Origin of the sequence: Blastococcus sp. TF02A-26, assembly GCF_003319125.1 — a bacterium.
Taxonomy (GTDB): domain Bacteria; phylum Actinomycetota; class Actinomycetes; order Mycobacteriales; family Geodermatophilaceae; genus Trujillonella.
The window spans coordinates 1-21109 of sequence record NZ_QOHG01000021.1 but is presented as its reverse complement, the minus strand read 5'-3'; the positions used below and the strand labels follow the sequence as shown (position 1 = coordinate 21109).

Annotated in this window: 24 protein-coding genes and 1 pseudogene; 17 read left to right on the top strand and 8 right to left on the bottom strand. The window is 76.4% G+C overall.

What is annotated here, in order from left to right; translation table 11 throughout:
- Nucleotides 1–11: 11 nt before the first annotated feature.
- A complete protein-coding gene (locus tag DQ240_RS19545) occupies nucleotides 12–299 on the top strand; it encodes a DUF1416 domain-containing protein (protein WP_113841384.1) in 288 nt (95 codons plus the stop codon).
- Nucleotides 300–368: 69 nt separating this feature from the next.
- A complete protein-coding gene (locus DQ240_RS19540) occupies nucleotides 369–800 on the top strand; it encodes a hypothetical protein (protein ID WP_113841383.1) in 432 nt (143 codons plus the stop codon).
- 12 nt (nucleotides 801–812) lie between these two features.
- Here the strand turns inward: DQ240_RS19540 and DQ240_RS19535 are convergent, their stop codons facing one another.
- Complete coding sequence (locus DQ240_RS19535) at nucleotides 813–2003, bottom strand: PP2C family protein-serine/threonine phosphatase (protein ID WP_233498834.1); 1191 nt, start codon at nucleotides 2001–2003, stop codon at nucleotides 813–815.
- A gap of 167 nt (nucleotides 2004–2170) precedes the next feature.
- Nucleotides 2171–2848: a TetR/AcrR family transcriptional regulator gene (locus DQ240_RS19530; RefSeq protein ID WP_113841382.1), complete on the bottom strand. Its 678-nt coding sequence runs from the start codon at nucleotides 2846–2848 to the stop codon at nucleotides 2171–2173.
- Nucleotides 2849–2976: 128 nt separating this feature from the next.
- On the opposite strand from DQ240_RS19530, the gene DQ240_RS19525 reads away from it, so the two are divergent.
- The 3 genes from DQ240_RS19525 (at nucleotide 2977) to DQ240_RS19515 (ending at nucleotide 6247) form a co-directional block, all read left to right on the top strand.
- Complete coding sequence (locus DQ240_RS19525; protein WP_113841381.1) at nucleotides 2977–3906, top strand: NAD-dependent epimerase/dehydratase family protein; 930 nt, start codon at nucleotides 2977–2979, stop codon at nucleotides 3904–3906.
- A gap of 134 nt (nucleotides 3907–4040) precedes the next feature.
- Complete coding sequence (locus tag DQ240_RS19520; RefSeq protein ID WP_113841380.1) at nucleotides 4041–4574, top strand: FABP family protein; 534 nt, start codon at nucleotides 4041–4043, stop codon at nucleotides 4572–4574.
- Nucleotides 4571–6247 (top strand): DUF885 domain-containing protein, encoded by a 1677-nt coding sequence (locus DQ240_RS19515; RefSeq protein ID WP_113841379.1) that lies wholly within the window; start codon nucleotides 4571–4573, stop codon nucleotides 6245–6247. Before DQ240_RS19520 ends, DQ240_RS19515 begins: the two co-directional genes overlap by 4 nt.
- A 31-nt stretch (nucleotides 6248–6278) precedes the next feature.
- On the opposite strand, the gene DQ240_RS19510 is transcribed toward DQ240_RS19515, so the two are convergent.
- Both DQ240_RS19510 and nhaA read right to left on the bottom strand, forming a co-directional pair.
- Nucleotides 6279–6983 (bottom strand): hypothetical protein, encoded by a 705-nt coding sequence (locus DQ240_RS19510; protein WP_233498843.1) that lies wholly within the window; start codon nucleotides 6981–6983, stop codon nucleotides 6279–6281.
- 335 nt (nucleotides 6984–7318) lie between these two features.
- Nucleotides 7319–8710 (bottom strand): Na+/H+ antiporter NhaA, encoded by a 1392-nt coding sequence (gene nhaA / locus DQ240_RS19505; protein WP_113841377.1) that lies wholly within the window; start codon nucleotides 8708–8710, stop codon nucleotides 7319–7321.
- Nucleotides 8711–8862: 152 nt separating this feature from the next.
- Here nhaA and murD point away from each other — a divergent pair, with 152 nt between their 5' ends.
- The 11 genes from murD (at nucleotide 8863) to DQ240_RS19450 (ending at nucleotide 17978) form a co-directional block, all read left to right on the top strand.
- Entirely contained in the window at nucleotides 8863–10233 is a 1371-nt protein-coding gene (gene murD, locus DQ240_RS19500) for a UDP-N-acetylmuramoyl-L-alanine--D-glutamate ligase (protein ID WP_158548815.1), read from the top strand.
- Nucleotides 10230–11549, top strand: a complete 1320-nt coding sequence (locus DQ240_RS19495; protein ID WP_113841375.1) for a hypothetical protein — start codon at nucleotides 10230–10232, stop codon at nucleotides 11547–11549. Before murD ends, DQ240_RS19495 begins: the two co-directional genes overlap by 4 nt.
- Before the next feature lie 4 nt (nucleotides 11550–11553).
- Complete coding sequence (locus tag DQ240_RS19490) at nucleotides 11554–12498, top strand: glutamate cyclase domain-containing protein (RefSeq protein ID WP_113841374.1); 945 nt, start codon at nucleotides 11554–11556, stop codon at nucleotides 12496–12498.
- A complete protein-coding gene (locus DQ240_RS19485) occupies nucleotides 12429–12887 on the top strand; it encodes a Fur family transcriptional regulator (RefSeq protein WP_113841373.1) in 459 nt (152 codons plus the stop codon). The genes DQ240_RS19490 and DQ240_RS19485 overlap by 70 nt, the downstream gene beginning before the upstream one ends.
- On the top strand, nucleotides 12884–13987 hold the full coding sequence (locus DQ240_RS19480) for a folate-binding protein YgfZ (RefSeq protein WP_113841372.1): 1104 nt from the start codon (nucleotides 12884–12886) through the stop codon (nucleotides 13985–13987). Before DQ240_RS19485 ends, DQ240_RS19480 begins: the two co-directional genes overlap by 4 nt.
- Nucleotides 13984–14715 (top strand): 3-keto-5-aminohexanoate cleavage protein, encoded by a 732-nt coding sequence (locus DQ240_RS19475; protein WP_113841371.1) that lies wholly within the window; start codon nucleotides 13984–13986, stop codon nucleotides 14713–14715. The genes DQ240_RS19480 and DQ240_RS19475 overlap by 4 nt, the downstream gene beginning before the upstream one ends.
- Nucleotides 14712–15269 (top strand): aerial mycelium formation protein, encoded by a 558-nt coding sequence (locus DQ240_RS19470; RefSeq protein WP_113841370.1) that lies wholly within the window; start codon nucleotides 14712–14714, stop codon nucleotides 15267–15269. Before DQ240_RS19475 ends, DQ240_RS19470 begins: the two co-directional genes overlap by 4 nt.
- On the top strand, nucleotides 15266–16234 hold the full coding sequence (locus DQ240_RS19465; RefSeq protein ID WP_233498832.1) for an asparaginase: 969 nt from the start codon (nucleotides 15266–15268) through the stop codon (nucleotides 16232–16234). The genes DQ240_RS19470 and DQ240_RS19465 overlap by 4 nt, the downstream gene beginning before the upstream one ends.
- Nucleotides 16235–16322: 88 nt before the next feature.
- Entirely contained in the window at nucleotides 16323–16826 is a 504-nt protein-coding gene (locus DQ240_RS19460; RefSeq protein ID WP_113841369.1) for a helix-turn-helix domain-containing protein, read from the top strand.
- Nucleotides 16823–17575 (top strand): hypothetical protein, encoded by a 753-nt coding sequence (locus DQ240_RS19455; protein ID WP_113841368.1) that lies wholly within the window; start codon nucleotides 16823–16825, stop codon nucleotides 17573–17575. The genes DQ240_RS19460 and DQ240_RS19455 overlap by 4 nt, the downstream gene beginning before the upstream one ends.
- A gap of 112 nt (nucleotides 17576–17687) precedes the next feature.
- Nucleotides 17688–17978, top strand: coding sequence for a DUF2516 family protein (locus DQ240_RS19450; protein ID WP_113841367.1), 291 nt, complete (start codon nucleotides 17688–17690; stop codon nucleotides 17976–17978).
- A 15-nt stretch (nucleotides 17979–17993) separates the two neighbouring features.
- Here DQ240_RS19450 and DQ240_RS19445 read toward each other — a convergent pair whose 3' ends face one another.
- The 3 genes from DQ240_RS19445 to DQ240_RS19435 are packed head-to-tail and all read right to left on the bottom strand — an operon-like array spanning nucleotide 17994 to nucleotide 19943.
- Nucleotides 17994–18185 (bottom strand): PspC domain-containing protein, encoded by a 192-nt coding sequence (locus DQ240_RS19445; protein ID WP_113841366.1) that lies wholly within the window; start codon nucleotides 18183–18185, stop codon nucleotides 17994–17996.
- 31 nt (nucleotides 18186–18216) lie between these two features.
- Entirely contained in the window at nucleotides 18217–19077 is an 861-nt protein-coding gene (locus DQ240_RS19440) for a spermidine synthase (RefSeq protein WP_158548813.1), read from the bottom strand.
- Nucleotides 19074–19943, bottom strand: a complete 870-nt coding sequence (locus tag DQ240_RS19435) for a class I SAM-dependent methyltransferase (protein WP_113841365.1) — start codon at nucleotides 19941–19943, stop codon at nucleotides 19074–19076. Before DQ240_RS19435 ends, DQ240_RS19440 begins: the two co-directional genes overlap by 4 nt.
- Between DQ240_RS19435 and DQ240_RS19430 the strand changes: the two genes are divergently transcribed.
- The gene (locus DQ240_RS19430) at nucleotides 19868–20986 is read left to right on the top strand and encodes a UDP-N-acetylmuramate dehydrogenase (protein ID WP_369832021.1); all 1119 of its coding nucleotides are present in this window, start codon (nucleotides 19868–19870) and stop codon (nucleotides 20984–20986) included. The two genes, DQ240_RS19435 and DQ240_RS19430, sit on opposite strands and share 76 nt — an antisense overlap.
- Here the strand turns inward: DQ240_RS19430 and DQ240_RS19425 are convergent.
- Nucleotides 20983–21109: pseudogene (locus tag DQ240_RS19425) on the bottom strand (integrase core domain-containing protein); the annotation flags it as partial. The gene DQ240_RS19430 and the pseudogene DQ240_RS19425 overlap by 4 nt on opposite strands.

Below are 21109 nucleotides of genomic sequence, written 5' to 3'. Positions count from 1 at the left end.
GCTGATCCCCGATGTGCGCAGCACCCAAGCAGGGCAACGGCACGATCGACGTCGGTAACCAGACGGTGATCCAGGGCCAGGTCTGGCACGACGGCGCTCCCGTCGCCGGCGCCTACGTCCGGCTGCTGGACTCGACCGACGAGTTCACCGCCGAGGTCGTCACCAGCCCCGAGGGCGAGTTCCGCTTCTTCGCCGCGCCGGGCCAGTGGAAGCTCCGCTCGCTGGCCCAGGTGGGCAAGGGCGAGCGGGTCGTGGACGCCGAGGTCGGTCTGAACGAGACCACCGTCGTCATCGAGTGAGGACCAGCGCCCCTCCCCGCTCCGGCGGGGAGGGGCGCTGTCACGTCCGGGGTCGGGCAGGATGCCGATGTGCAGAACGCGCCCGTCTCGCAGCGACCGGTGGTGCTCCGGCCCGGTGGCACGTGGGCGACCCCCTGCCTGACGCTGCTCTGGATCGCCTGGGTGGTCGTGCCGGCGGCCGTCGCGCTCGAGGGACTGCAGCTGGTGGTCACCTTCCTCGGCGACTCGGCCACGGACGCCGAGCAGGCGCACGCGCGGAGCCTGTTCGTCCGGGCGGCGGTCCTCGCCGTCGTCATCCCCGTGGTCGGGCTGGTCGTGGGCCTGGCGACCCGGCGCCGGGGCAACGCGATCGCGTCCGGGGTCGCCGTCGCGCTCTCCGGTCTCGTGGCCCTGGTGGTGGCCGTCGCGGCCGCGGCCGCGGTCCCGGAGGAGGTCCCACCCCGCGAGCCGACCGGGTGCCAGGAGCACAGCGGCGGGGACAGCGACTGCCCGGGCGGCTGACGGCGCGAGAGGTCAGTGGACGCCGGGCGGCAGCCGGTTGGGGCCGGCCTCCGCCGGGCGGGGGCGGTCCTCGGGGTGGGCCCGCACGGCGACCAGCGCGACGTCGTCGGCGGCCTGCTCCGTGAGCATCCGGTCCAGCAGCAGGTCGCACAGCTCGTCCAGCGGCCGGTCGCCGACGTCGGCGAGGGCGGCCTGCAGCGCGACCAGGCCCGCGTCGAGATCGCTGTCGCGGCGCTCGACGAGGCCGTCGGTGAACAGCAGCAGCGTGGACCCGTCGGGCAGCTCCACCAGGTGGTCGGCCCGCGGCGCGTCGGGGTCAATGCCCAGCATGAGGTCCGGGCGGGTGTGCAGGAACTCGCTGGTGCCGTCGGGGTGGAGCAGGAGCGGCGGTGGGTGCCCGGCGTTGCTCCACCGCAGCCGGCGCACCCCGCCCACGGGCTCGTCGGGACGCCGCTCGATGCGTGCCAGCACCGCGGTGGCCATCGTGCTCACCGCGAGCCCCCTGGCGGTGTGCTCGACCCGTCGCAGGACCGCCGCCGGCGGCTCCTCGGTCGAGTAGGCCAGCGCGCGCACCAGGCCCCGGAGCTGTCCCATGGCCGCCGCGGCGTCGCTGTCGTGCCCCACCACGTCGCCGACGACGACCACCGTCGCGCCGTCGGGCTGGAGGAAGGCGTCGTACCAGTCACCGCCCACCTGTGCCTCGTGCGAGGCCGGCCGGTAGCGGACCACGACGTGCAGGTGGTCGGGCTCGGGCGGCGGCGTGAGCAGGGCCTGCTGGAGCCGGTCGGACAGCGCCTTCTCCGCGGCGGCCCGGGTGCTGAGCCGGGCCAGCTCCTCGGCCTGCCGTCGCGCGGCGATCCGGTCGGTGAGGTCGCGGAAGGAGACGACGACGCCGGTCACCGCGCCGTCCTCCACCGTGGGGACGGCGATCAGGGTGACCGGCACCGCCGTGCCGTCGGCGCGCCAGAAGGCCTCCTCGTCGGCGACGACGGTGCGGCCGGAGTGCAGCGCCTCCCAGACCGGGCACTCCTCGCGCGGGTACGGGCGGCCGTCGGGACGGCGGCTGTGCAGCAGGGCGTGCTGGTCGGTGCCGAGCTGCTCGTCGGCGGACCGGCCGGTGATCGACACGGCGGCCGCGTTGACGAACTCCACCCGTCCGTCGGCGTCGAGGCCGTAGATCCCGTCGGCGACGTTGGCCAGCACGCGCTCGGTCAGGGCCAGCGCACGCGAGAGCTCCGCCTGGACCGCGCGCAGGGCCTGGACGTCGTCGGTGCTCTCCGGCGCCCGCTCGTCGATGGCTCCTCCTGTCGCGTCGTCCTGCGCAGGTGATCTTCCCCCGACCGGGTCGGCGGGAACCGGCCGGGCTGCGGTCAGAGGCCGATCAGCCCGGCCAGCTCGGTCATCGCGCGGTCGAAGTACCGGTCGCCGTCGGTCAGCGAGCCGACGAAGTGACCGAACAGCTCGAAGCTGATCGTCCCGTAGACCGCGCTCCAGGCCAGCAGGGCGCGGGCCCGCACGCTGTCGGTGAGCGCCGGGTGGTCGCCGCCGAGGACCGCCGCGGCGTCGTCGGTGACCAGGGGCTCGCCGGTCTCGGCCGGCGGCTCGGCCAGGGCGCCGGCCCGGGCCGCCTCGCCGAGGATGCGCCCCATCACGACGCCGACCCGGGAGGCGGCCGGGACGGTGTCCTGCGGGGCCGAGTAGCCCGGTACCGGCGACCCGTAGAGCAGCCCGTACTCGTGCGGGTGGGCCAGCGCCCAGTCGCGGGCGGCGCGGCACACGCGCACCCAGCGCTCCCGCGGCGGCGCAGCCGGGTCGTCGGCCTCCTCGGCGGCGGCTCCGAGGGCGTCGTACCCGTCGATGATCAGGCGGGTCAGGAGCTCGTCGCGGCTCGGGAAGTAGCGGTAGACGGCGGACGACGCCATGCCCAGCTGGCGGGCCACCGCACGCAGCGAGAGGGCGGCCGCGCCCACCTCGGCGAGCTGCCCGCGGGCGGCCTCGACGATCTCGCCGGTGATCTCGGCGCGGACGCGTTCGCGGGCGGTGGGCACGCCGCCATCATGCGACGTACAGAGCGGTGCACACAAGTGAGAGCAGTGCTCTTGACGTTGTCGGCGCGTCTGTGTGACGGTTGCTCCGGACCGAGAGCACCGCTCTCGGACGTCGATCGGAGGTCGTCATGGGACTGCACGTGATCGTCGGCAAGGGGCCGGTGGGGACCGGGACGGCGGAGCTGCTCGCCGCGCGCGGGCACGAGGTGCGGGTGCTGTCCCGCAGCGGGGGCAGCTCGACGGCGGCCGTGGAGCACCGGCAGGTCGACGCCGCCGACGCCGACGCGCTCGCCGAGGCCGCTCGGGGGGCTGCCGCCCTCTACAACGCGGTGAACCCGGTCTACTCCCGCTGGCCGCAGGACTGGCCGCCCGTCGCCGCCGCCCTGCTCGCCGCAGCCGAGCGGACCGAGGCCGTGCTGGTCACCATGGGCAACCTCTACGGCTACGGCCGGCCGGCCGGCGTCATGACGCCGGACTCGCCACTGGCCGCCACCGACACCAAGGGGCGGGTCCGCAACCGCATGTGGGCCGACGCGCTCGCCGCCCACGAGGCCGGCCGGATCCGGACGACCGAGGCCCGGGCCGCGGACTTCGTCGGACCGGGCGTGCCGGCGTCGAACTCCCACCTGGTCCGCCAGCTGCCCGCCGTGCGCTCCGGCCGCCGGGCATGGGTCGTCGGGGACCCGGACGCGCCCCGCTCGTGGAGCTTCCTGCCCGACGTGGCCGCGACGCTGGTGACGCTGGGGACCGACGAGCGCGCCCTGGGCCGGGCCTGGCACGTGCCCAGCAGCCCGCCCCGGTCGCAGCGCGAGGCGATCGCCGACCTCTGCGCCGCCGCCGGCCGGCCCGCCGTGCCGGTCAGCGGCATCCCGTGGCCGGTGCTGCGGGCCGTCGGCGCGTTCTCCCCGATGATGCGCGAGGTCGTCGACGTCCGGCACCAGTTCGACCAGCCCTACCTGATGGACGCGAGCGCGACGACGAAGACGTTCGGCCTCGTGGCCACGCCGTGGGACCGGGTGACCGCCGCGACCGTCGGGGCGGTGCGTTCGCCCGCCTGAGCCGGGCGGCTGCGGGGCTCCTACGGTGGGGCCATGGTCTCCGCCTGGGTCCTCGTCGTCCTGACGTCGCTGGCTGCGCTCGGCACCGGCTACGGCGCCGTCCGTCTCGCCCGCCGCCCGCGCGAGGTGCGGAGGTGACGGAGCCGACGCAGCTGCCGGTCGAGGACACCGTCGACGTCCGGTCCGGCCCCGAGGTCGCGCACGAGCTGCTCGGGCTGCTGCCGCTGCTCGGCGAGTGGCACGGTGAGGGCGTGAGCGCCGGCGACGGCGCCGACCGGCGCTTCGGCCAGTGGGCGCGGTTCGCCCACGACGGCCGGGGCTTCCTCGCCTACGAGTCGCGGACCTGGCTGATCGACGACGACGGGAAGCCGGCCGGACCCGACGCCCGCGAGTCCGGCTTCTGGCGGCCGCGCGGGGACGACGAGGTGGAACTGCTCGTCGTCGACCCGGCCGGGCTGGTCGAGCTCTACGTGGGCACCGCGCGGACGACGACCAGCTGGGAGCTCACCTCCGACGTGCTCGCGCACACCCCCGACGGGCCGGACGTCACCCGGTCGGTCCGCCTCTACGGGGTCGTCGAGGGCGCGCTGATGTACGCGATCGACCGGGCGATCGGGGACGCGCCGCCCCGTCCCACGATGTCGGCGCGGCTCGAACGCCTGCGGTGAGCGCGCCGGCCCCCGGCCCGCGCCAGGTCGCCGACCGCCACGTCGCGCAGCTGTGCGAGCTGGACCCGCTGGTCGCCACGTCGTTGGGCGAGGCCTCCGACCGGCTGCCCGACACCGGCCCGGAGGGCCTCGAGGCGCGTGCGGAGCTGGCCCGCCGCACGCTCGCGGAGCTGGCGGCGGCTCCGGCGCCCGACGCGGCCGCACGCCGCTGCGCCCGCCTGCTGGGTGAGCGGCTCGGCGCCGAGCTGGCGTGGCTCGACTCGGGCGAGGGGCTCCGCGAGCTCTCCCACCTGTTCAGCCCGGTGCACGCCGTCCGCCAGGTGTTCATGCTCATGCCCGCGGCGACCGAGGAGGACTGGTCCCTCCTGGTGCGGCGGATGGCGCGGGTCCCGGCCGCGTACCGCGGGTTCGTGGCCACCCTGCGGGAGGGAGCCGGCCGGGGGCTGCTGGTGGCCCCGCGACAGGTGCGCACCGTCGTCGGCCAGCTCGACACCTGGCTGGCCGGGCCCTGGTTCGGCACGTTCGCCGCCGCCGGTCCCGAGGTCCTGCGACGCGACCTGGATGCCGCCGCCACGGCCGCGGACGCCGCCGTCGCCGAGGTCCGCGACTTCCTGCGCGACGAGTACCTCCCGCGGGCCGAGGGCACGCCCGACGCCGTCGGCCGGGAGCGGTACGCCCTCGCCGCCCGTCGCTGGACCGGCGCCGAGCTGGGGTCCGGCGGCCGGCTGGAGGAGGCCTACGCGTTCGGGTGGGACGAGCACCGCCGGCTGCTGGCCGAGCAGCGCCGGGCCGCCGGCGAGGTGCTCTCCGGTGCCTCTCCGCTGGAGGGGATGCGCTGGGTCGAGCGCAACGGTCCGGCGGTGGACGGCGTCGAGGCGACCCGCGCGTACCTGCAGGGCGTCATGGACCGGGCGATCGAGGCCCTCGACGGCACGCACTTCGACATCGCCGGCCCGATCCGCCGCGTGGAGGCGGTGGTGTCGCCGCCCGGCAGCGCGGCCGGCGCGTTCTACACGCAGCCGTCGCAGGACTTCTCCCGGCCGGGGCGCACCTGGCTACCGGTCCTCGGCCGCGAGCGGTTCCCGCTGTGGGACCTCGTCTCGATCTGGTACCACGAGGGCGTTCCCGGCCACCACCTGCAGCTGGCCGAGTGGGTGCTCTGCGCGGGAGAGCTGTCGACCTTCCAGACGTCGGTGGGGATGGTGGGCGCCGACATCGAGGGCTGGGCGCTCTACGCCGAGCGGCTCATGGACGAGCTCGGCTACTTCACCGAGCCGTGGGCCCGCCTGGGCTACCTGGACGGCCAGCAGCTGCGGGCGATGCGGGTCGTCGTCGACCTCGGGATGCACCTGGGCCTCCCGGTGCCCGCGGACGCCGACGGGGTCCTCGCCGAGCACCGCGGCCGCCCGTGGACGCCGGAGCTGGCGCGGGCCTTCCTCGGCGAGCACAGCGGCAGCACCGCGGCGTTCCTCGACAGCGAGCTGGTGCGCTACCTCGGCGTCCCCGGGCAGGCGATCAGCTACAAGCTGGGCGAGCGGGCGTGGCTGGCCGGACGGGAGGCCGCCCGCCGCAGCCGGGGAGCGGGCTTCGACCTCAGGGCGTGGCACATGGCGGCGCTGGCACAGGGCTCCCTGGGCCTGGACGACCTGGAGTCCGAGCTGGCCCGACTCTGACTCCGCGCGCAACGGCGGTTCCGCCCGCCGTTCAGCTGCGCGGGGCGACCGGGTTCACCGCGTCGGCGGCGTAGCCCACCGGGTCGTCGGCCCGGGCGGGGTGCACCTCCAGCCGCGAGGCGAGCAGCGCGTCCACGACCTCGACGGGGCCGGCGACGTAGGTGCTCATCAGCTCCGGGTCGGTGGCCACGCACCAGGCGCGGTCGGCCGGCCACCACAGCGCGGGGCTCTGCTCCTGCGGCTCGGCGGCCATGTTCGCCGCAGCGAGGGTGATCGGACCGCTGACCAGCAGCAGCTCGCACGAGGGCAGCGTCAGGCGGGGCCCGGCCGCGGTCTCGTCGCAGGCGCCGAACCAGCACCGGTCCGGCGTCGTCGTCGCGGCGGTCAGCACCCCGGCCAGCTCCACCGCCACGTGCGCGGGCAGGTGCCCGGGAGCGGGGGTGTCGTTCCAGACGTCGGGCTGGTCCTCCTCGCCGACGTAGTCCCACGAGCCGGTGATCCCCGGCCACTGCATGAGCCGGTGCGCGCGGGTGCCGTTGTACGCGGCGACCTCGTCCCAGCGGACGTCGACGTCGTCGTCGCCGTCGTAGCGGACGGCGGGGTGCAGCACGCGCGCGTGAGCGGGGAAGCCGGCCGGCACGAGGGCGGCGACGGTGCCGCGCGCGGCGGAGGCCAGGGCCTCGACGAGCCACGCGGCGGCGGAGAGGTCGGTCTCGACGGGCCGCCCGGCCAGCATCACGGGACGGAACCTAGCCGGAGGACCCCGGGAACGGACAACCCCCGGGCTGTTCCGCTGCGCCCTGCCCCGTCGAACGGGGGAGCTGCACGCGGGCCGACTGGACAAACGTCGGCGGCCCGGGGGTCGGGTGACTGTCCGGTTCTCGCTCGCCGCCGTACGACGGACGGGCGATCATGCCGTCGTTCGGATTCCACTCCGAACGGGCGGCCCATCTGGACGGCGGCTAGCGGACAGCCACCTCACGTGTCCTGTAAGCATGCAAGTTACGGACCACCTCCTCTCTCGTGTACCTCGACGGTACGACTGGTTCCGGAGGTCGGCAACGAGCTTTTTCAGCCGTCGGCGGAACCGCCCGCGGACCGGCCCGGCGGCGGTGCGTCGCCCCAGCGGGACACGTGGTCGGCGCGGTCGTCCACGCTCTCGACCTGGTAGACGTCGGGGATCCCGTCGGCGTCGCGGTCGACCCGCTCCTCCATGAACATCTGCCGGTAGCGGCGGTTGCGGGCCCGGAGGATCACCGCGGCCAGCAGGGCGGCGACGACGGTCCCGACGAGGATGCCCACCTTGGCGTGGTCGTAGGTCGGCGAGCCCAGCCCGTACGCCAGCTCGGTGATGAGCAGCGAGACGGTGAAGCCCATGCCGCCGAGCAGGGCCAGGCCGACGACGTCGGGCCAGCCCAGGTTCTCGTCGAGCTGGGCCCGGGTGAACCGCGCGACCAGCCACGTGGCCGCGGTGATGCCGATGGCCTTGCCCGCCACCAGCCCCACCGCGATGCCCAGGGCCACGGTGTCGGTGGCCGAGTCGGCCAGCCCCGACAGGCCGCCGATCGTGACGCCGGCGGAGAAGAAGGCGAACACCGGGACGGCGACACCGGCCGAGAGCGGACGGATGCGGTGCTCGAAGTGCTCGGCCAGCCCCGGCCCGGCGTCGGGCCCGCCGGCGGCCTCGCTGCGGACCACGGGCACGGTGAAGGCCAGCAGGACCCCGGCCACCGTGGCGTGGACGCCGGACTCGTGCATCAGCACCCACGTCACCGCGGCCAGGGGGAGCAGCAGCCACCAGGACCGGATCCGCTTCTGCACCAGGAACCCGAAGACGGCCAGCGGCACGAGCGAGAGCAGCAGCGGGGTCACCGCCAGCTCGGACGTGTAGAAGACCGCGATCACCATGATGGCCAGGAGGTCGTCGACCACGGCCAGGGTCAGCAGGAAGGTGCGCAGCGCGCTGGGCAGGTGCGTGCTGATCACGGCGAGGACGGCGAGGGCGAAGGCGATGTCGGTCGCGCTCGGGATGGCCCACCCCTGCAGCGCGCCGTCGTCGCGGCCGAGGTTGAACAGCACGAACAGCAGCGCGGGCACCGCCATGCCGCCCACGGCGGCCGCGATCGGCAACGCGGCCCGGCGGGGTTCGCGCAGGTCCCCGGCGACGAACTCGCGCTTGAGCTCCAGGCCGGCGACGAAGAAGAAGATCGCCAGCAACCCGTCGGCCGCCCAGGTGCCCAGCGTCAGGTCCAGGTGCAGCGCCTCCGGCCCGACGCGGGTGTCGCGCAGCGTCTCGTACGCCGCCGACCAGGGCGAGTTGGCCCAGACCAGCGCGACCAGCGCGGCGATCAGGAGGAGGACGCCGCCGACGGTCTCCTTGCGGAGGACCCGGGCGATCCGCTCGGCTTCGGTCCAGGACCCGCGGCCGAGGAGGCGGGGGGCACCGGAGGCGGAACTGGGCACGGGAGCGGCTCCAGGGGGAGGTGGGGTCGGGTCAGCCCTGCTCACCGAGGAGCAGCCGCCGACCAGACTTCCCGGCACACCGCCGACGACCCTACCGGGAGTCCCGCTCGGCGGCCGGTCGGCGCGGGCGCCGGTCCGTAGAGTGGGCAGGCGTGGAACCGGCCCCCGCAGCACCCCCGCGGGAGCGCTCCGTTCGGCTGGAGGAGCTGGCCGGCGTCCGGGTCGGGGTCTGGGGCCACGGCCGCGAGGGTCGGGCCGCCGTCCGCGCGGCGCTGACCGCCGGCGCCGCCGCCGTGCACGTCGTCGACAGCCGCCCCGTGGACGTCCCCGGCGGCGTCACCGCCTCGGCCGACGTCGCCGACCTGGCCGGGTGCGACGTCGTCGTCCGCTCGCCGGGGATCAGTCCCTACCGGCCCGAGGCGCGGGAGCTCGCCGAGCGGACCTGCGTCACCACCGGCACGGGTGTCGCGCTCGCGGAGTTCGCCCGCCGCGCCGTCCCGACGCTGTGCGTCACCGGCACGAAGGGCAAGAGCACGACCAGCGCGCTGACCGCGGCCGCGCTGCAGGCGGCCGGCCGGCCGGCCGTGCACGCCGGGAACATCGGCACCCCGCTGCTCGACGTGCTGCTGGACGGGACGGCGGCGGACCGCACGCTCGTCGTCGAGATCTCCAGCTACCAGGCCGCCGCGGTGCCCGACTTCGCCGGCCTCGGCGCGCTCACCTCGCTGGCGCCCGAGCACCTGGACTGGCACGGGGACGTGGCGACCTACTACCGCGACAAGCTGCGCGTCTTCACCGGCTGCCCGGTCCGGTCGGTGGTGGTGGCGCCGCAGGCCCGGCGGATCGCGGAGCGCTACCTGGATCCCGCGCAGCTGGTCGACCCCACCGAGCTGGTGCCGGCCGGGCTGGCCGCCGCGCTGCGGCCGGAGCACCTGCTGGGCGAGCACAACCTGGGCAACGCGCGCGTCGCGCTGGCCGCCTGCGCGCTGCTCGGGCTCGGCCTCGGCGCGCACGTCGAGCAGGTGCTCGGCGCCGTCGGGGCCTTCCAGGCGCTGCCGCACCGGCTGTCGCCGATCGCCCGCCTCGGCGAGGTGACCGTCGTCGACGACACGCTGAGCACCACCCCGGTGTCGGTGCTGGCCGCCCTCGACGCGCTCGCCCCGCGGCCGGTGACCCTCATCGCCGGCGGGCAGGACCGCGGCCTGGACTACACCGGCCTCGCCGCGGCGTTGGTCGCCCGCGGGGACGCCGTCACGCTGGTCACCGTGCCCGACACGGGGACCCGGTTGGCCGCCGACGTCCGCCGGGCCGACGGGAGCTCGGCGGTGACCGTGCACGAGACGGCGTCGCTGGAGGAGGCGGTCGCGGCCGCCCTCGGGACGGCGGTGCCCGGCGGCGTCGTCCTCCTCTCGCCCGGGGCCCCCAGCTACAACCGCTTCCGCAACTACGAGGAACTGGCCGCGCGGTTCACCGAGCTCGTGCTCGCCGCCGGCGCGACCGCCCTCCCAGGAGCCGCCCGATGACCACCCCGCCGTTCGAGATCACCGACCGCTCCCTCGACGTCGCCACCGGCGAGGCCGCCTTCTCCTACCGGCTCGGCGACGACGAGTTCACCGAACGGCTGACGCTGGACCCCGCGCTGCTGCGCACGACCGCGCCCGAGCAGCTCGACGCCGCCCTCGACCTGGTCCACCTGGTCATGGGCACCAGCTACTACAAGCTCGCCGCCCCGGGGCACGTCGTCGTGCGGCGGGCGGTCAGCAAGGCCGCGTTCGCCGTGGCAGAGGCCGCCTACAGCTCCGGGCTGGGGGAGTTCGCCGCGGTCAACCGGCTGCCGCTGCCGCACGGGGTGCGGTGGGAGGTGGAGCTGCGCGAGGCCGCGGTCCCCGCTCCGGCGGCCGGCGGGCGCGGCGCGCTGCTCCCGGTCGGGGGCGGCAAGGACTCCGCGCTCGCCCTCGTCGTCCTCCCGGAGGGGACGGCGCTGGCGGTCAACCCGACCGACGCCCAGCGCGACGTCGCCCGTGCCGCCGGCGCCCCGCTGCTCGGCGTCCGCCGCCGGCTGGACCCGCTGATGATCCAGCGGACGAAGGAGGGCGGGCTCAACGGCCACGTGCCGGTGACCGCCATCAACTCCGCGATCTCCACGCTGGTCGCCGTCCTCGGCGGGTACGACCCGGTCGTCTTCGCCAACGAGCGCTCGGCCGACGAGGAGACGATGTCGGTCGACGGCGTGCCGGTGAACCACCAGTACTCGAAGTCCTACGAGTTCGAGCGGCTGTTCGCCGCCGCCGCGGCCGAGGTCGGCGTCACCTACTTCAGCCTCACCCGCCAGCTGTCGGAGCTGGCCACCGTGGCGGCGGTCGCGGCGCTGCCGCTGCGCGAGCACATCCTCAGCTGCAACCGCTCGTACACGCAGCGGCACATGGGCGGCGAGGCGACGCAGCGCTGGTGCCTGCACTGCGACAAGTGCCTGTTCACCTTCCTGGTGTTCGCGGTCTTCCTCACCCCGGCCGAGACCCAGCGGATGTTCGGCGGCAACCCGCTGGCCGACCTCTCCCTGGCCGACGGCTTCCGCGTGCTCTGGGCGACCGACAAGCCCTTCGACTGCGTCGGCGAGCGGGCCGAGAGCGCCGCCGCCATGGCGCACCTGGCCGGCAGCCGCGCCTGGCGCGACCAGCCGGTGGTGCGCGAGCTGGGCGAGGAGGCGGCCGCGTTCGCCGCGGTCACCGGCTCGACCGTCGCCGGGTTCCTCCCGCCGCGGGGCGAGCACGCCGTCCCCGAGGAGCACCTCGCCGTGCTGCGGCGGGTGCTGGACGACGCCCGCGCCCCGGTGGAGTAGCCCGCTGGACCCCCTCGAGCTCGCCGTCCTGCGCCCCGGCGCCCGGGACGTCTCCGCCCTGGGGGCGCCGATGGCCGGGCAGCTCGCCCGCCTGGCGGCGGTCCTGGCCGGGACGGCGATCGCGGGACGGCGGATCGGCCTGGTCACCGGCGTGCACATCGCCTGGGCGCCCCGGCCGGCCGCGGAGACCGACGGCCCGGTGGGCGCTGCCGTCCTCGCCCGGGCGCTGACCGTCCTCGGCGGCGAGCCGGTCGTGCTGACCGACGCGTGGTGCGGGCCGGTCGTCGACGCCTGCCTGGGCGCGGCCGGCTGCGGTCCCGCGGTCGTCCTGCCCCGGAACGCCACCGAGGACGAGGTCCGGACGACGGTGGCCGCCCTGGACCTCGGTGCGCTCGTCGCCGTCGAGCGGCTGGGCCCCAACCGGCACGGCCGCGTCATGACCATGCGCGCGGTGGACATCAGCGCCTCGACCGCGCCCCTGCACGCCGCGTTCGACCTGCCCGGGCTGCCCACCGGAGCGGTCGGCGACGGCGGCAACGAGATCGGCATGGGCACCGTGCCGCTCGACGTGGTGGCCACTGCGGTCCCGCACGGCAGCGAGATCGCCTGCCGCACACCCGTCGACCACCTCGTGGTGGCCGGCACCTCCAACTGGGGCTGCTACGCGCTGGTCGCCGCGCTCGCCCGCGCCGTCCCCGACCGGGGGGAGGCGCTCCGGGCGCTGCTGCACCCGGCGCTGGACGCCGCGCTGCTCACCGCCGCGGGCGAGGCCGGCGGCATCGACGGGGTGACCGGGGATCCCGGGCTCTCGGTCGACGGCGTCCCGGTCGCCGACTACGCCGACCTGTTCGCCGACCTCGCGCGCCTAGGCTCGGGGCCGTGGCCGACTCCTCCGCACCCGACGCCGCGCCGCTCGCCGAGCGGCTCCGGGCCCGCGGCCTGCGGCTGACCACCCAGCGCACGCAGGTGCTCGCGGCGGTCGCCGCCCTCGAGCACGCCACCCCGGAGGCCATCGGGGCGCGGCTGCGCGAGGAGGCGGGACCGGACGGCGCCGCGCCCGACACCTCGACCGTCTACCGCAACCTCGAGCTGCTCGAGCGGCTCGGCCTGGTGTGGCACACCCACCTCGGCAAGGGCGCGCCGGTCTACCACGCCTTCGAGCACCCGCACCTGCACGTCGTCTGCCAGGTGTGCGGGGGCATCGACTCGGTGGATCCGCACCTGCTCGACGCCGCCGCGGAACGTCTGGCGGCCGATCTGGGTTTCAGCCTGGACATCGGCCACGTCGCCCTGTCCGGGACGTGCCGGTCCTGCCGTACGACCGAGGAGCGACCGTGACCCCATCCGCCCTGCTGAGCCGACCGGGCGCCGTCGCCGTCGAGACCGGCGGGACCGCCGGCCACTACGGCGACCCGCTGCGCGAGCAGCGGCAGCTGGCCGAGGGCGCCGGACTGGTCGACCGCAGCGACCGCGACGTGCTCGCGATCCCGGGGCCCGACCGGCTGACCTGGCTGCACAGCCTGCTCAGCCAGCACGTCGAGCACCTCGCGGACCGCACGGGCACCGAGGCGCTCCTGCTCTCCCCGCAGGGACACGTCGAGCACCACCTGGCGATCACCGAACTCGACGGCACCGTCTGGGCCGACGTCGAGCCGGGCACCGGACCGGCGCTGCACACCTTCCTCGACCGGATGCGCTTCATGCTGCGCGTCGAGCCGGCGCTGGTCACCGCCGACTGGGCGCTGCTGTCGCTCGTCGGACCGCGCGGCGACGAGGTGCTCGCCGCCGCGGGTCTCCCGGTGCCGGCGGCGCCGTCGGCCGTCGAGCCGCTCGCCGGCGGCGGCTGGGCCCGCCGGATGCCGCCCATCGGCGACGGCGCGCCGGTCGTGGACCTCCTCGTGCCGCGGTCGGCCGTCGACGGCGTCGCCGACGCCCTCCTGGGCGCGGGCGCCGGCCTGGCCGGGATCGACGCCTTCGAGGCGCTGCGGGTCGAGGCCCGCCGTCCCCGGTTCGGCGTCGACAGCGACCACCGGACGATCCCGAACGAGCTGGAGTGGCTGCGCACCGCCGTCCACCTGCAGAAGGGCTGCTACCGCGGGCAGGAGACCGTCGCCCGGGTGCACAACCTGGGCCGGCCGCCGCGCCGGTTCGTCCTGCTGCACCTGGACGGCGTCAGCGAGGACCTGCCCGAGCCGGGGACGCCGGTGCTGCTCGGCGCCCGCGAGGTGGGCCGGGTCGGCTCCGTCGTGCGGCACCACGAGCTCGGCGTGATCGCGCTGGCCCTGGTGAAGCAGTCGGTGGCCGCGGACGCGGAACTGACGGTGGGCGGCTCCCGGGCGGCGATCGACCCCGACGACGGGCCGGCCGCTCTCGACGACGCGCAGGTCGCGGCCCGGGAGCGGGTGCGCGCCGTGCGGTCTGCCACCATTCAGCGGTGACCTCGGGGACCCTCGTGACCCTGGCGCCCGCTCCGGCGGCGCCGGACGAGCTCGCCGTCACCGCGCGGGACTGCCAGGCCGTGGGTGCCGCCGTGCTCGTGCTGCCGCCGCTCGACGCGGCCGCCGCCGGCGCGACCGTCGCGGCGGTCCGCGAGGAGACCGACCTGCTGGTGCAGGCGGCCGCCCCCGGGCTCGGCGCCGACCTGGTCACCGTGCCCCTGGACCTCCCGCGCGGACTGCTCGGCGAGCGGGTGGACGCCGTCCTCGCCGGAGGAGCAGCGCCCGTGTTCGAGGTCGGGGCCCTGCAGGACCTCGACGCCCTCGCCGAGCTGGCACCCGCCGCTGCGGTGCACGTCTCGCTGGTGCTCGGGCGCCCCGGCGGGTTGCCGGGCACGCTGGCCGCGGTCGCGGCCTGCCTGGAGCGGCTGCCCGCCGGTGCCGTGTGGAGCGCTGTCGGCGCCGGCACCTCGGCCCTGCCCGTGCTGCTCGCCGCGCTGTCGGCCGGCGGGCACGTCCGGGCCGGTACCGCGGACGGCGCGGACGGGTCCGCGCCCGGCGAGCCCGGTCGCGCCGACCTGCAGCTGGTGGCCCGTGCCGCGGGGCTGGCGCGGATCGCCCAGCGCCCGCCGGTGCCGCCGGCCACCGCCCGCGACCTCCTGCTCGGCCCGCCCGCCGGGCTGCTCGCACCCCGACCCGCACCGCACCCGACGTCCGTGGAGATCCGATGACGACCCAGCCTCCCCCCGCCGGCGGCGCCGACGTCGACGCGCTGCTCGACCCCGGTTTCCTCGAGTCCGCCGTCAGCAGCCCGATGGCCGAGGTACGCCGGCTGCGGCGGCACGCCGAGCAGCAGGAGGTCAACCTCTCCTACACGCGGCGGCTGCTGCAGGGGCGGCTGGACATCGTCCGCCGGGAGCTCCAGCGACGGGCCGAGCACGACGGCCGGTCCCTGCTCGACCTGCTGCCGGAGATCCTCGCCGAGAAGGGCCGCGGCCCCGCGCACGGCCTGGGCCGCCACCAGACGGTGCAGCCGGCCGCGCCGGAGGAGTACGAGTCCTGGGTCAACGCCCTGACCCCCGGCGTCGACCTCCTGGCCATCAGCGAGCTGCCCGACGCCGACCTCGAGCAGGCCGCCCGGGCGCTGGCCGCGGCCGAGGGGTCCCTCTCGGAGCGCCGTCGCGGCGTGCAGCAGGTGATGGACGGGCTGGCCGGCGAGCTCGCCCGCCGCTACCGCAACGGCGAGGCCGACGTCGCCGCCCTGCTCGCCGACGAAGGCCGGTGAGCGCCTGGCCGGACGCGCCGGTCCTCGTGGAGGTCTGGCGGTCGGGGTTCCTCGAGTCGGTGCACCGGGGCGCGCTCGTCGTCCTCTCCGCCGAGGGCGAGGTGGCTTTCTCGACCGGCGACGTCGACCGGCCGGTGCTGCCCCGCTCCTCGAACAAGCCGGTGCAGGCCACCGTCTACCTGGACGCCGGCTGGTCGCCCGGCTCCGCCGCCGAGCTCGCCATCGCGGCCGGCTCCCACTCGGGCGAGGACGGCCACCGGGACCTCGCGGCCGGCATCCTCGCCGCGGCCGGGCTCGGTCCCGAGGCGCTGGGCTGCCCGCCGGCCCTGCCCCAGCACGAGCGGACCCGCGCCGGCTGGCTGGCCGGCGGGCGGGCGCCCGAGCGGCTGGCCATGAACTGCTCCGGCAAGCACGCCGCGATGCTGGCCGCCTGCGTCGCCGCGGGGTGGCCGACCGAGGGCTACCTGGACCGCGAGCACCCCCTGCAGCAGGCGATCGAGGCACGCCTCGGCGAGGCCGCCGGCCGGCCGGTGTCCGCCGTGGTCGTGGACGGCTGCGGCGCGCCGCAGCACGCGCTCTCGCTCACCGGGCTGGCGCGCGGCGTGCTGTCCCTCGTCCGGGCCGCCGAGGGCACCGCCGGCCGGCGCGTGGCCGACGCGATGCGCGCCGAACCCTGGTACGTCGCCGGCACCGGCCGGGAGGACACCGGCCTCATGACCGCCGTCCCCGGGCTGCTGGTGAAGGGCGGGGCCGACGGCGTGCACGTGGCCGCGCTCCCGGGCGGGGGCGCGGTCGCGCTCAAGCTGGACGACGGCGGGGACCGCGGCCGGGGCCCGGCGCTGGCCGCGGGGCTGCGCCGGCTCGGTGTTCCCGCCGACCCCCTCGCGCCGTGGGAGCTCACCCCGGTGAGCGGCGGCGACGGCGTCGTCGGCGAGGTGCGCGCCGCGGCGGTCCTGACCGGCTGACCTCTTCCTCGTCGAGGTGAGGAGGGTCACGGCCGGGTGCTAGCTGTTCCGCTTGCAGGAGCTAGCACCCCCGATTACCGTCGTACCCGTGCAGACACCGACCGAGTTCGTGCGCGAGCAGGTGACCACCGTCCGCGAGAAGGTGGACCAGCTCGCCGGCAGCGTCGCGGACACGGTCGCCGCCGAGAAGGAGAAGGTCTCGGCGACCAGCTCGCAGGTCGGGGACTTCATCCGGGAGCAGCGCAGCGCCGCCCGGGTGTCGCTCCGGGAGCTCGCCCGCACCGCCGGGGTGAGCAACCCGTACCTGTCCCAGGTGGAGCGTGGTCTGCGCAAGCCGTCGGCAGAGATCCTGGCGGCCATCGCCAAGGGTCTGCAGATCTCGGCCGAGACGCTGTACGAGCAGGCCGGGATCCTCGACCGCCGGTCGGGCAACCCGGACACGGTCGCCGCCATCCGCGCCGACGAGGCGCTCTCCGAGCGGCACCGGGCCGTGCTCCTCGAGCTCTACGAGACCTACGTCCGCGAGCACGCCGCCAGCACGAAGAACACGCAGCAGACCACCACCCCAGACCCCACGGAGGAGTCGGCATGAGCACCACCGAGACCCTGAAGACCTACGGCGAGCAGCTCGCCGAGCGCGGCCGCACCCCGGTGCTGGCCCTCGTCGGCGCCGGCGACCTGGCCGTCGAGCGCGCCCGCGCCGTCGTCGGCTCGCTCGTCTCCCGCGTCGAGGCCCTGCCCGGCGAGGCCCAGGTCCAGGCGGACCTGGCCGCCAAGGAGGCCCGCACCCGCGCCGAGGAGGCCGCCGGCCGCGCCCGCGGCGCCGTGCAGACCGCCCGCACCACCGCCCTGCAGTTCGGCGAGTTCGTGAAGCCGGAGACCGTCCGGGCCACCGTCACCGGTCTGGTCGACACCGCCCGCACCCAGGCCGCCGGCACCCTGGAGACCCTGGCCGAGCGCGGCGCGACCGTCGTCGACGAGCTGCGTCGCCAGCCGGCCTTCCGCAAGGTCGTCGCCCGCGCCGAGCGCGCCGTCGACGCCGTCGAGGACACCCTGGAGGACGTCCTCGCCGACGGCGCCGAGGCCGTCACCGAGGCCTCGGACAAGGTCACCTCGGTCGCGCAGAAGACCGCGGCGAAGGCCACCAAGGCCGCCACCAAGGCCGAGACCGCCGTCGACGAGGCCGCGGACGCGATCAAGTCCGACCTGGAGACCGCCGAGCAGCCGGCCACCAAGCCGGTCAAGAAGCGGGCCACCCCCGCCCGCTCGAAGGCGACCGCCACCACCTCGGCGCGCGTGACCCGGGCCCGCTCGACCAAGAAGTCCGAGCCCACGGCCTGACGCCACCCGCCGACCCACGGCCGGCACCCCGACCAGGGCCCCGGAGCTGCCTTCGCGCTCCGGGGCCCTGTCATGTCCGGATCCGGTGGCCCCGCGCGGGTACCCTCGCGCCATGGGTTTCGGCTTCCAGGGCCTCGTCTTCGACGCGCTGTACTACGGGACCCTCGCGCTCGCCGTGTGGGCGCTGGGCGACGCGCTGGTCCGCCCCGCCGCCGGCTTCGTCGCCGCCGGCAAGCTGACGAAGCCGGCGTGGCTGGGCATCACCGCCCTGGCCGCGCTGCTCATCGTCGCGCTGGGCCCGATGAGCTTCCTCGGGCTCCCGGCGGTGATCGCCGCGATCGTCTACCTGGTCGACGTCCGCCCGGCCGTCCGCGGCCTGCCCCGGGGCAACACCGGCTGGTAGTCCCGGTCGCCCGGCTCAGTCCGCCGGGATCACCAGCCACAGCACCAGGTAGGCCACGATCTGCGGGCCCGGCAGCACGCAGGAGAGCACGAAGGCCAGGCGCAGCGCGCCCGTGGACAGGCCGTAGCGCCGGGCGATGCCGGAGCACACGCCGCCGAGCCGCTTGTGCCGGGTGTCGCGCCGCAGTCGGGGTGTCGGGGCCGTCATGCACCGACCCTACGGCGGCGCGGCCCGGAGGTCAGCGGGTGAAGACCCCGGCCGGCGGCTCGGGGGAGGGGGCCGCGTCGGCGTCGGTCACCGGCTGCGCGTCCCCGGTGAACCGGTCGAGGTCCGCGCCCTCGACCACCCGCGAGGGCATCGGGTCCGCCGCGCACCGCCGGGTCAGCGCGGCCACCGGCAGCGGGCCGTCCGAGGCGACGGCGACGAGGTTGCCGAAGCGCCGGCCGCGGAACGTCCCCGGCTCGGCCACCAGGCAGACGTGCGCGAACACCGACCGCAGCGTGGCCACCTGTCCGCGGGCGAACCGCAGCGGCGGGCCGTCGGCGACGTTGGCCGTGTAGAGCCCGCCCGGGCGGAGCACCCGGTGCACCTCGGCGGCGAACTCGACGGTGGTCAGGTGCGCCGGCGTGCGCGCGCCGGCGAAGACGTCGCAGACGACGACGTCGTTGCTGGCCGCGTGCGTGGCCGCCAGCCCCGCGCGGGCGTCCGCGGCCCGGACGCGGATCCGGGCGTGGCGAGGCAGCGGCAGGTGGGCCCGCACCAGCTCGGTGAGCGGCTCGTCCAGCTCGACCACCCGCTGCCCCGACCCGGGCCGGGTGACCGCGACGTAGCGGGCCAGCGTCAGCGCTCCACCGCCGAGGTGCAGCACGTCCAGCGGCGTGCCCTCGGGGGCCGCGAGGTCGAGGACGTGGCCCATCCGCCGCACGTACTCGAACTCCAGGTGCGTGGGGTCGGCCAGATCCACGTGCGACTGCGGGGTGTCGTCGACCAGCAGCACCCAGGCTCCGTCGCGGTCGGCGTCCCCCAGGAGCTCGGCGACGCCCCCGGCGACCGGCACCCGGCCGGGCGGCGGTAGCGGGTCGGGGGACCGGCGGCTCACCGCGGCGCCACCGCCGACCAGCGCACCGTCAGCTCGCCCTCGCGCCAGCGGCGGGTCGAGCCGACCAGCGGCCAGCCCTGGTCGCCCAGGGTCTGCGCGGCCGCGGCCCAGCGCTGCCGGGGCCCGAACGTCGACAACCCGGCGGCCGCGGCCCACGCCGCGTCGAAGGCCCGCAGGAAGTCGTGCACCGGCTGCCCGGGCACGTTGTGGTGGATCAGCGCCTTGGGCAGCCGCTCGGCCAGGTCGGAGGGGCGCTCCAGGTCCGCGACCCGCGCGGCCAGGGTCAGGGTCAGCGGCCCGCCGGCGTCCAGGGCGATCCACGCGGAGCGGCGGCCCCACTCGTCGCAGGTGCCCTCCACCAGCAGCCCGCCGGGGGCGAGGCCGGCGCACACCGTCTCCCAGGCCCGGGCCGCCGACGGCTCGTCGTACTGGCGCAGCACGTTGAACGCCCGGACGAGGACCGGTCGCAGCCCGGCGAGCTCGAACCCGCCGAGCCGGAAGTCCAGCCGCGGTGGATCGCGGTCGGCGGCCACCGCATCGACCCGCTCCGGGTCGATCTCCAGGCCCACGACCTCCAGGCCGGGCACCCGCGGCGCCAGCCGGTCGGCCAGCTCCACCGTCGTGACCGCGGAGGCGCCGTAGCCCAGGTCGACCACGAGCGGGTGGGCGGCGTCGCGGAGGCGGGGCACCTGGGTGGCGACCAGCCAGCGGTCGACCCGCCTCAGCCGGTTGGCGTTCGTCGTGCCCCGGGTGGGCAGGCCCAGGGCGCGGGCCCGGCCGGCGGCCAGCCGTGGGTTCGCCTTGCGCGGGGCGTTCGGCGGGAGGACGGCCCGCTTCTTGTGATCGCCCCCGCTCGCCTCGCTCACCGGCGCCGAGCGTAGTCGCGGCTAGCGTGGGGTGCGTGCAGGTCCGCTCCGATGCCCCACTCGCTCCGCTCACCACCCTCGGGGTCGGCGGGCCGGCCGCCCGGCTGGTGGAGGTCACCGACGCCGCCGAGCTCGTCGCGGCGGTCCGCGACGCCGACGACGCCGGCCGGCCGCTGCTGCTGCTCGGCGGGGGCTCCAACGTCGTCGCCCCGGACGAGGGCTGGCCCGGGGACGTCGTCCTCGTGCGCAGCCGCGGGATCGCCCGCGACGGCGCGGCCCTGGAGGTGCAGGCCGGCGAGCCGTGGGAGGACCTGGTCGCGTACACGGTGGCCGAGGGCCTGGCCGGCATGGAGGCGCTCGCCGGGATCCCGGGGTCGACCGGTGCGACCCCGGTGCAGAACGTCGGCGCCTATGGGCAGGAGGTCGCGCAGACCATCACGGCCGTGCGCGTCTGGGACCGGGCCGAGCAGCGCGAGCGGACCCTCACCAACGCCGAGTGCGCCTTCGCGTACCGCGACAGCCGGCTCAAGCGGGAGCCCGGCCGGTTCGTCGTCCTCACGGTCGGCTTCGCGCTGGAGGAGTCGGAGGTGTCCCGGCCGGTGGGGTACGCCGAGCTGGCCCGGGCGCTGGGCGTGGAGCTGGGGCACACCGCGCCGCTGGCCGCCGTCCGGGACGCGGTGCTCGGCCTGCGCCGGGGCAAGGGGATGGTCTGGGACCCGGCCGACCCCGACACCCGCAGCGCCGGGTCCTTCTTCACCAACCCGATCGTGCCGGCCGACCGCGCGGTCGAGGGTTGCCCCAGCTGGCCGGCCGAGGACGGCCGGGTGAAGCTGAGCGCCGCCTGGCTCGTGCAGTCGGCGGGCTTCGGGCGGGGCACCCGGCGCGGCCGCGTCGGCACCTCGCCGCGGCACAGCCTGGCGCTCACCACCGAGCCCGGCGCCACCGCCGCGGAGCTGCTTGCCTTCGCCGCCGACGTCGTCGCCACGGTCGAGGAGCGCTTCGGCGTGCGGCTCGAGCAGGAGCCGACCGCCGTCCGTCCCTAGCTGTACTGCCCGGACAGGTTGGTCAATCGAGTGATGGGCGGTCGGTTCTCCGTCGCGGTGTGGGGCCGGTGATGGTTGTACTCGTGGAGCCAGCCCGGCAGTGCTTTGCGGCGGGCTGATTCG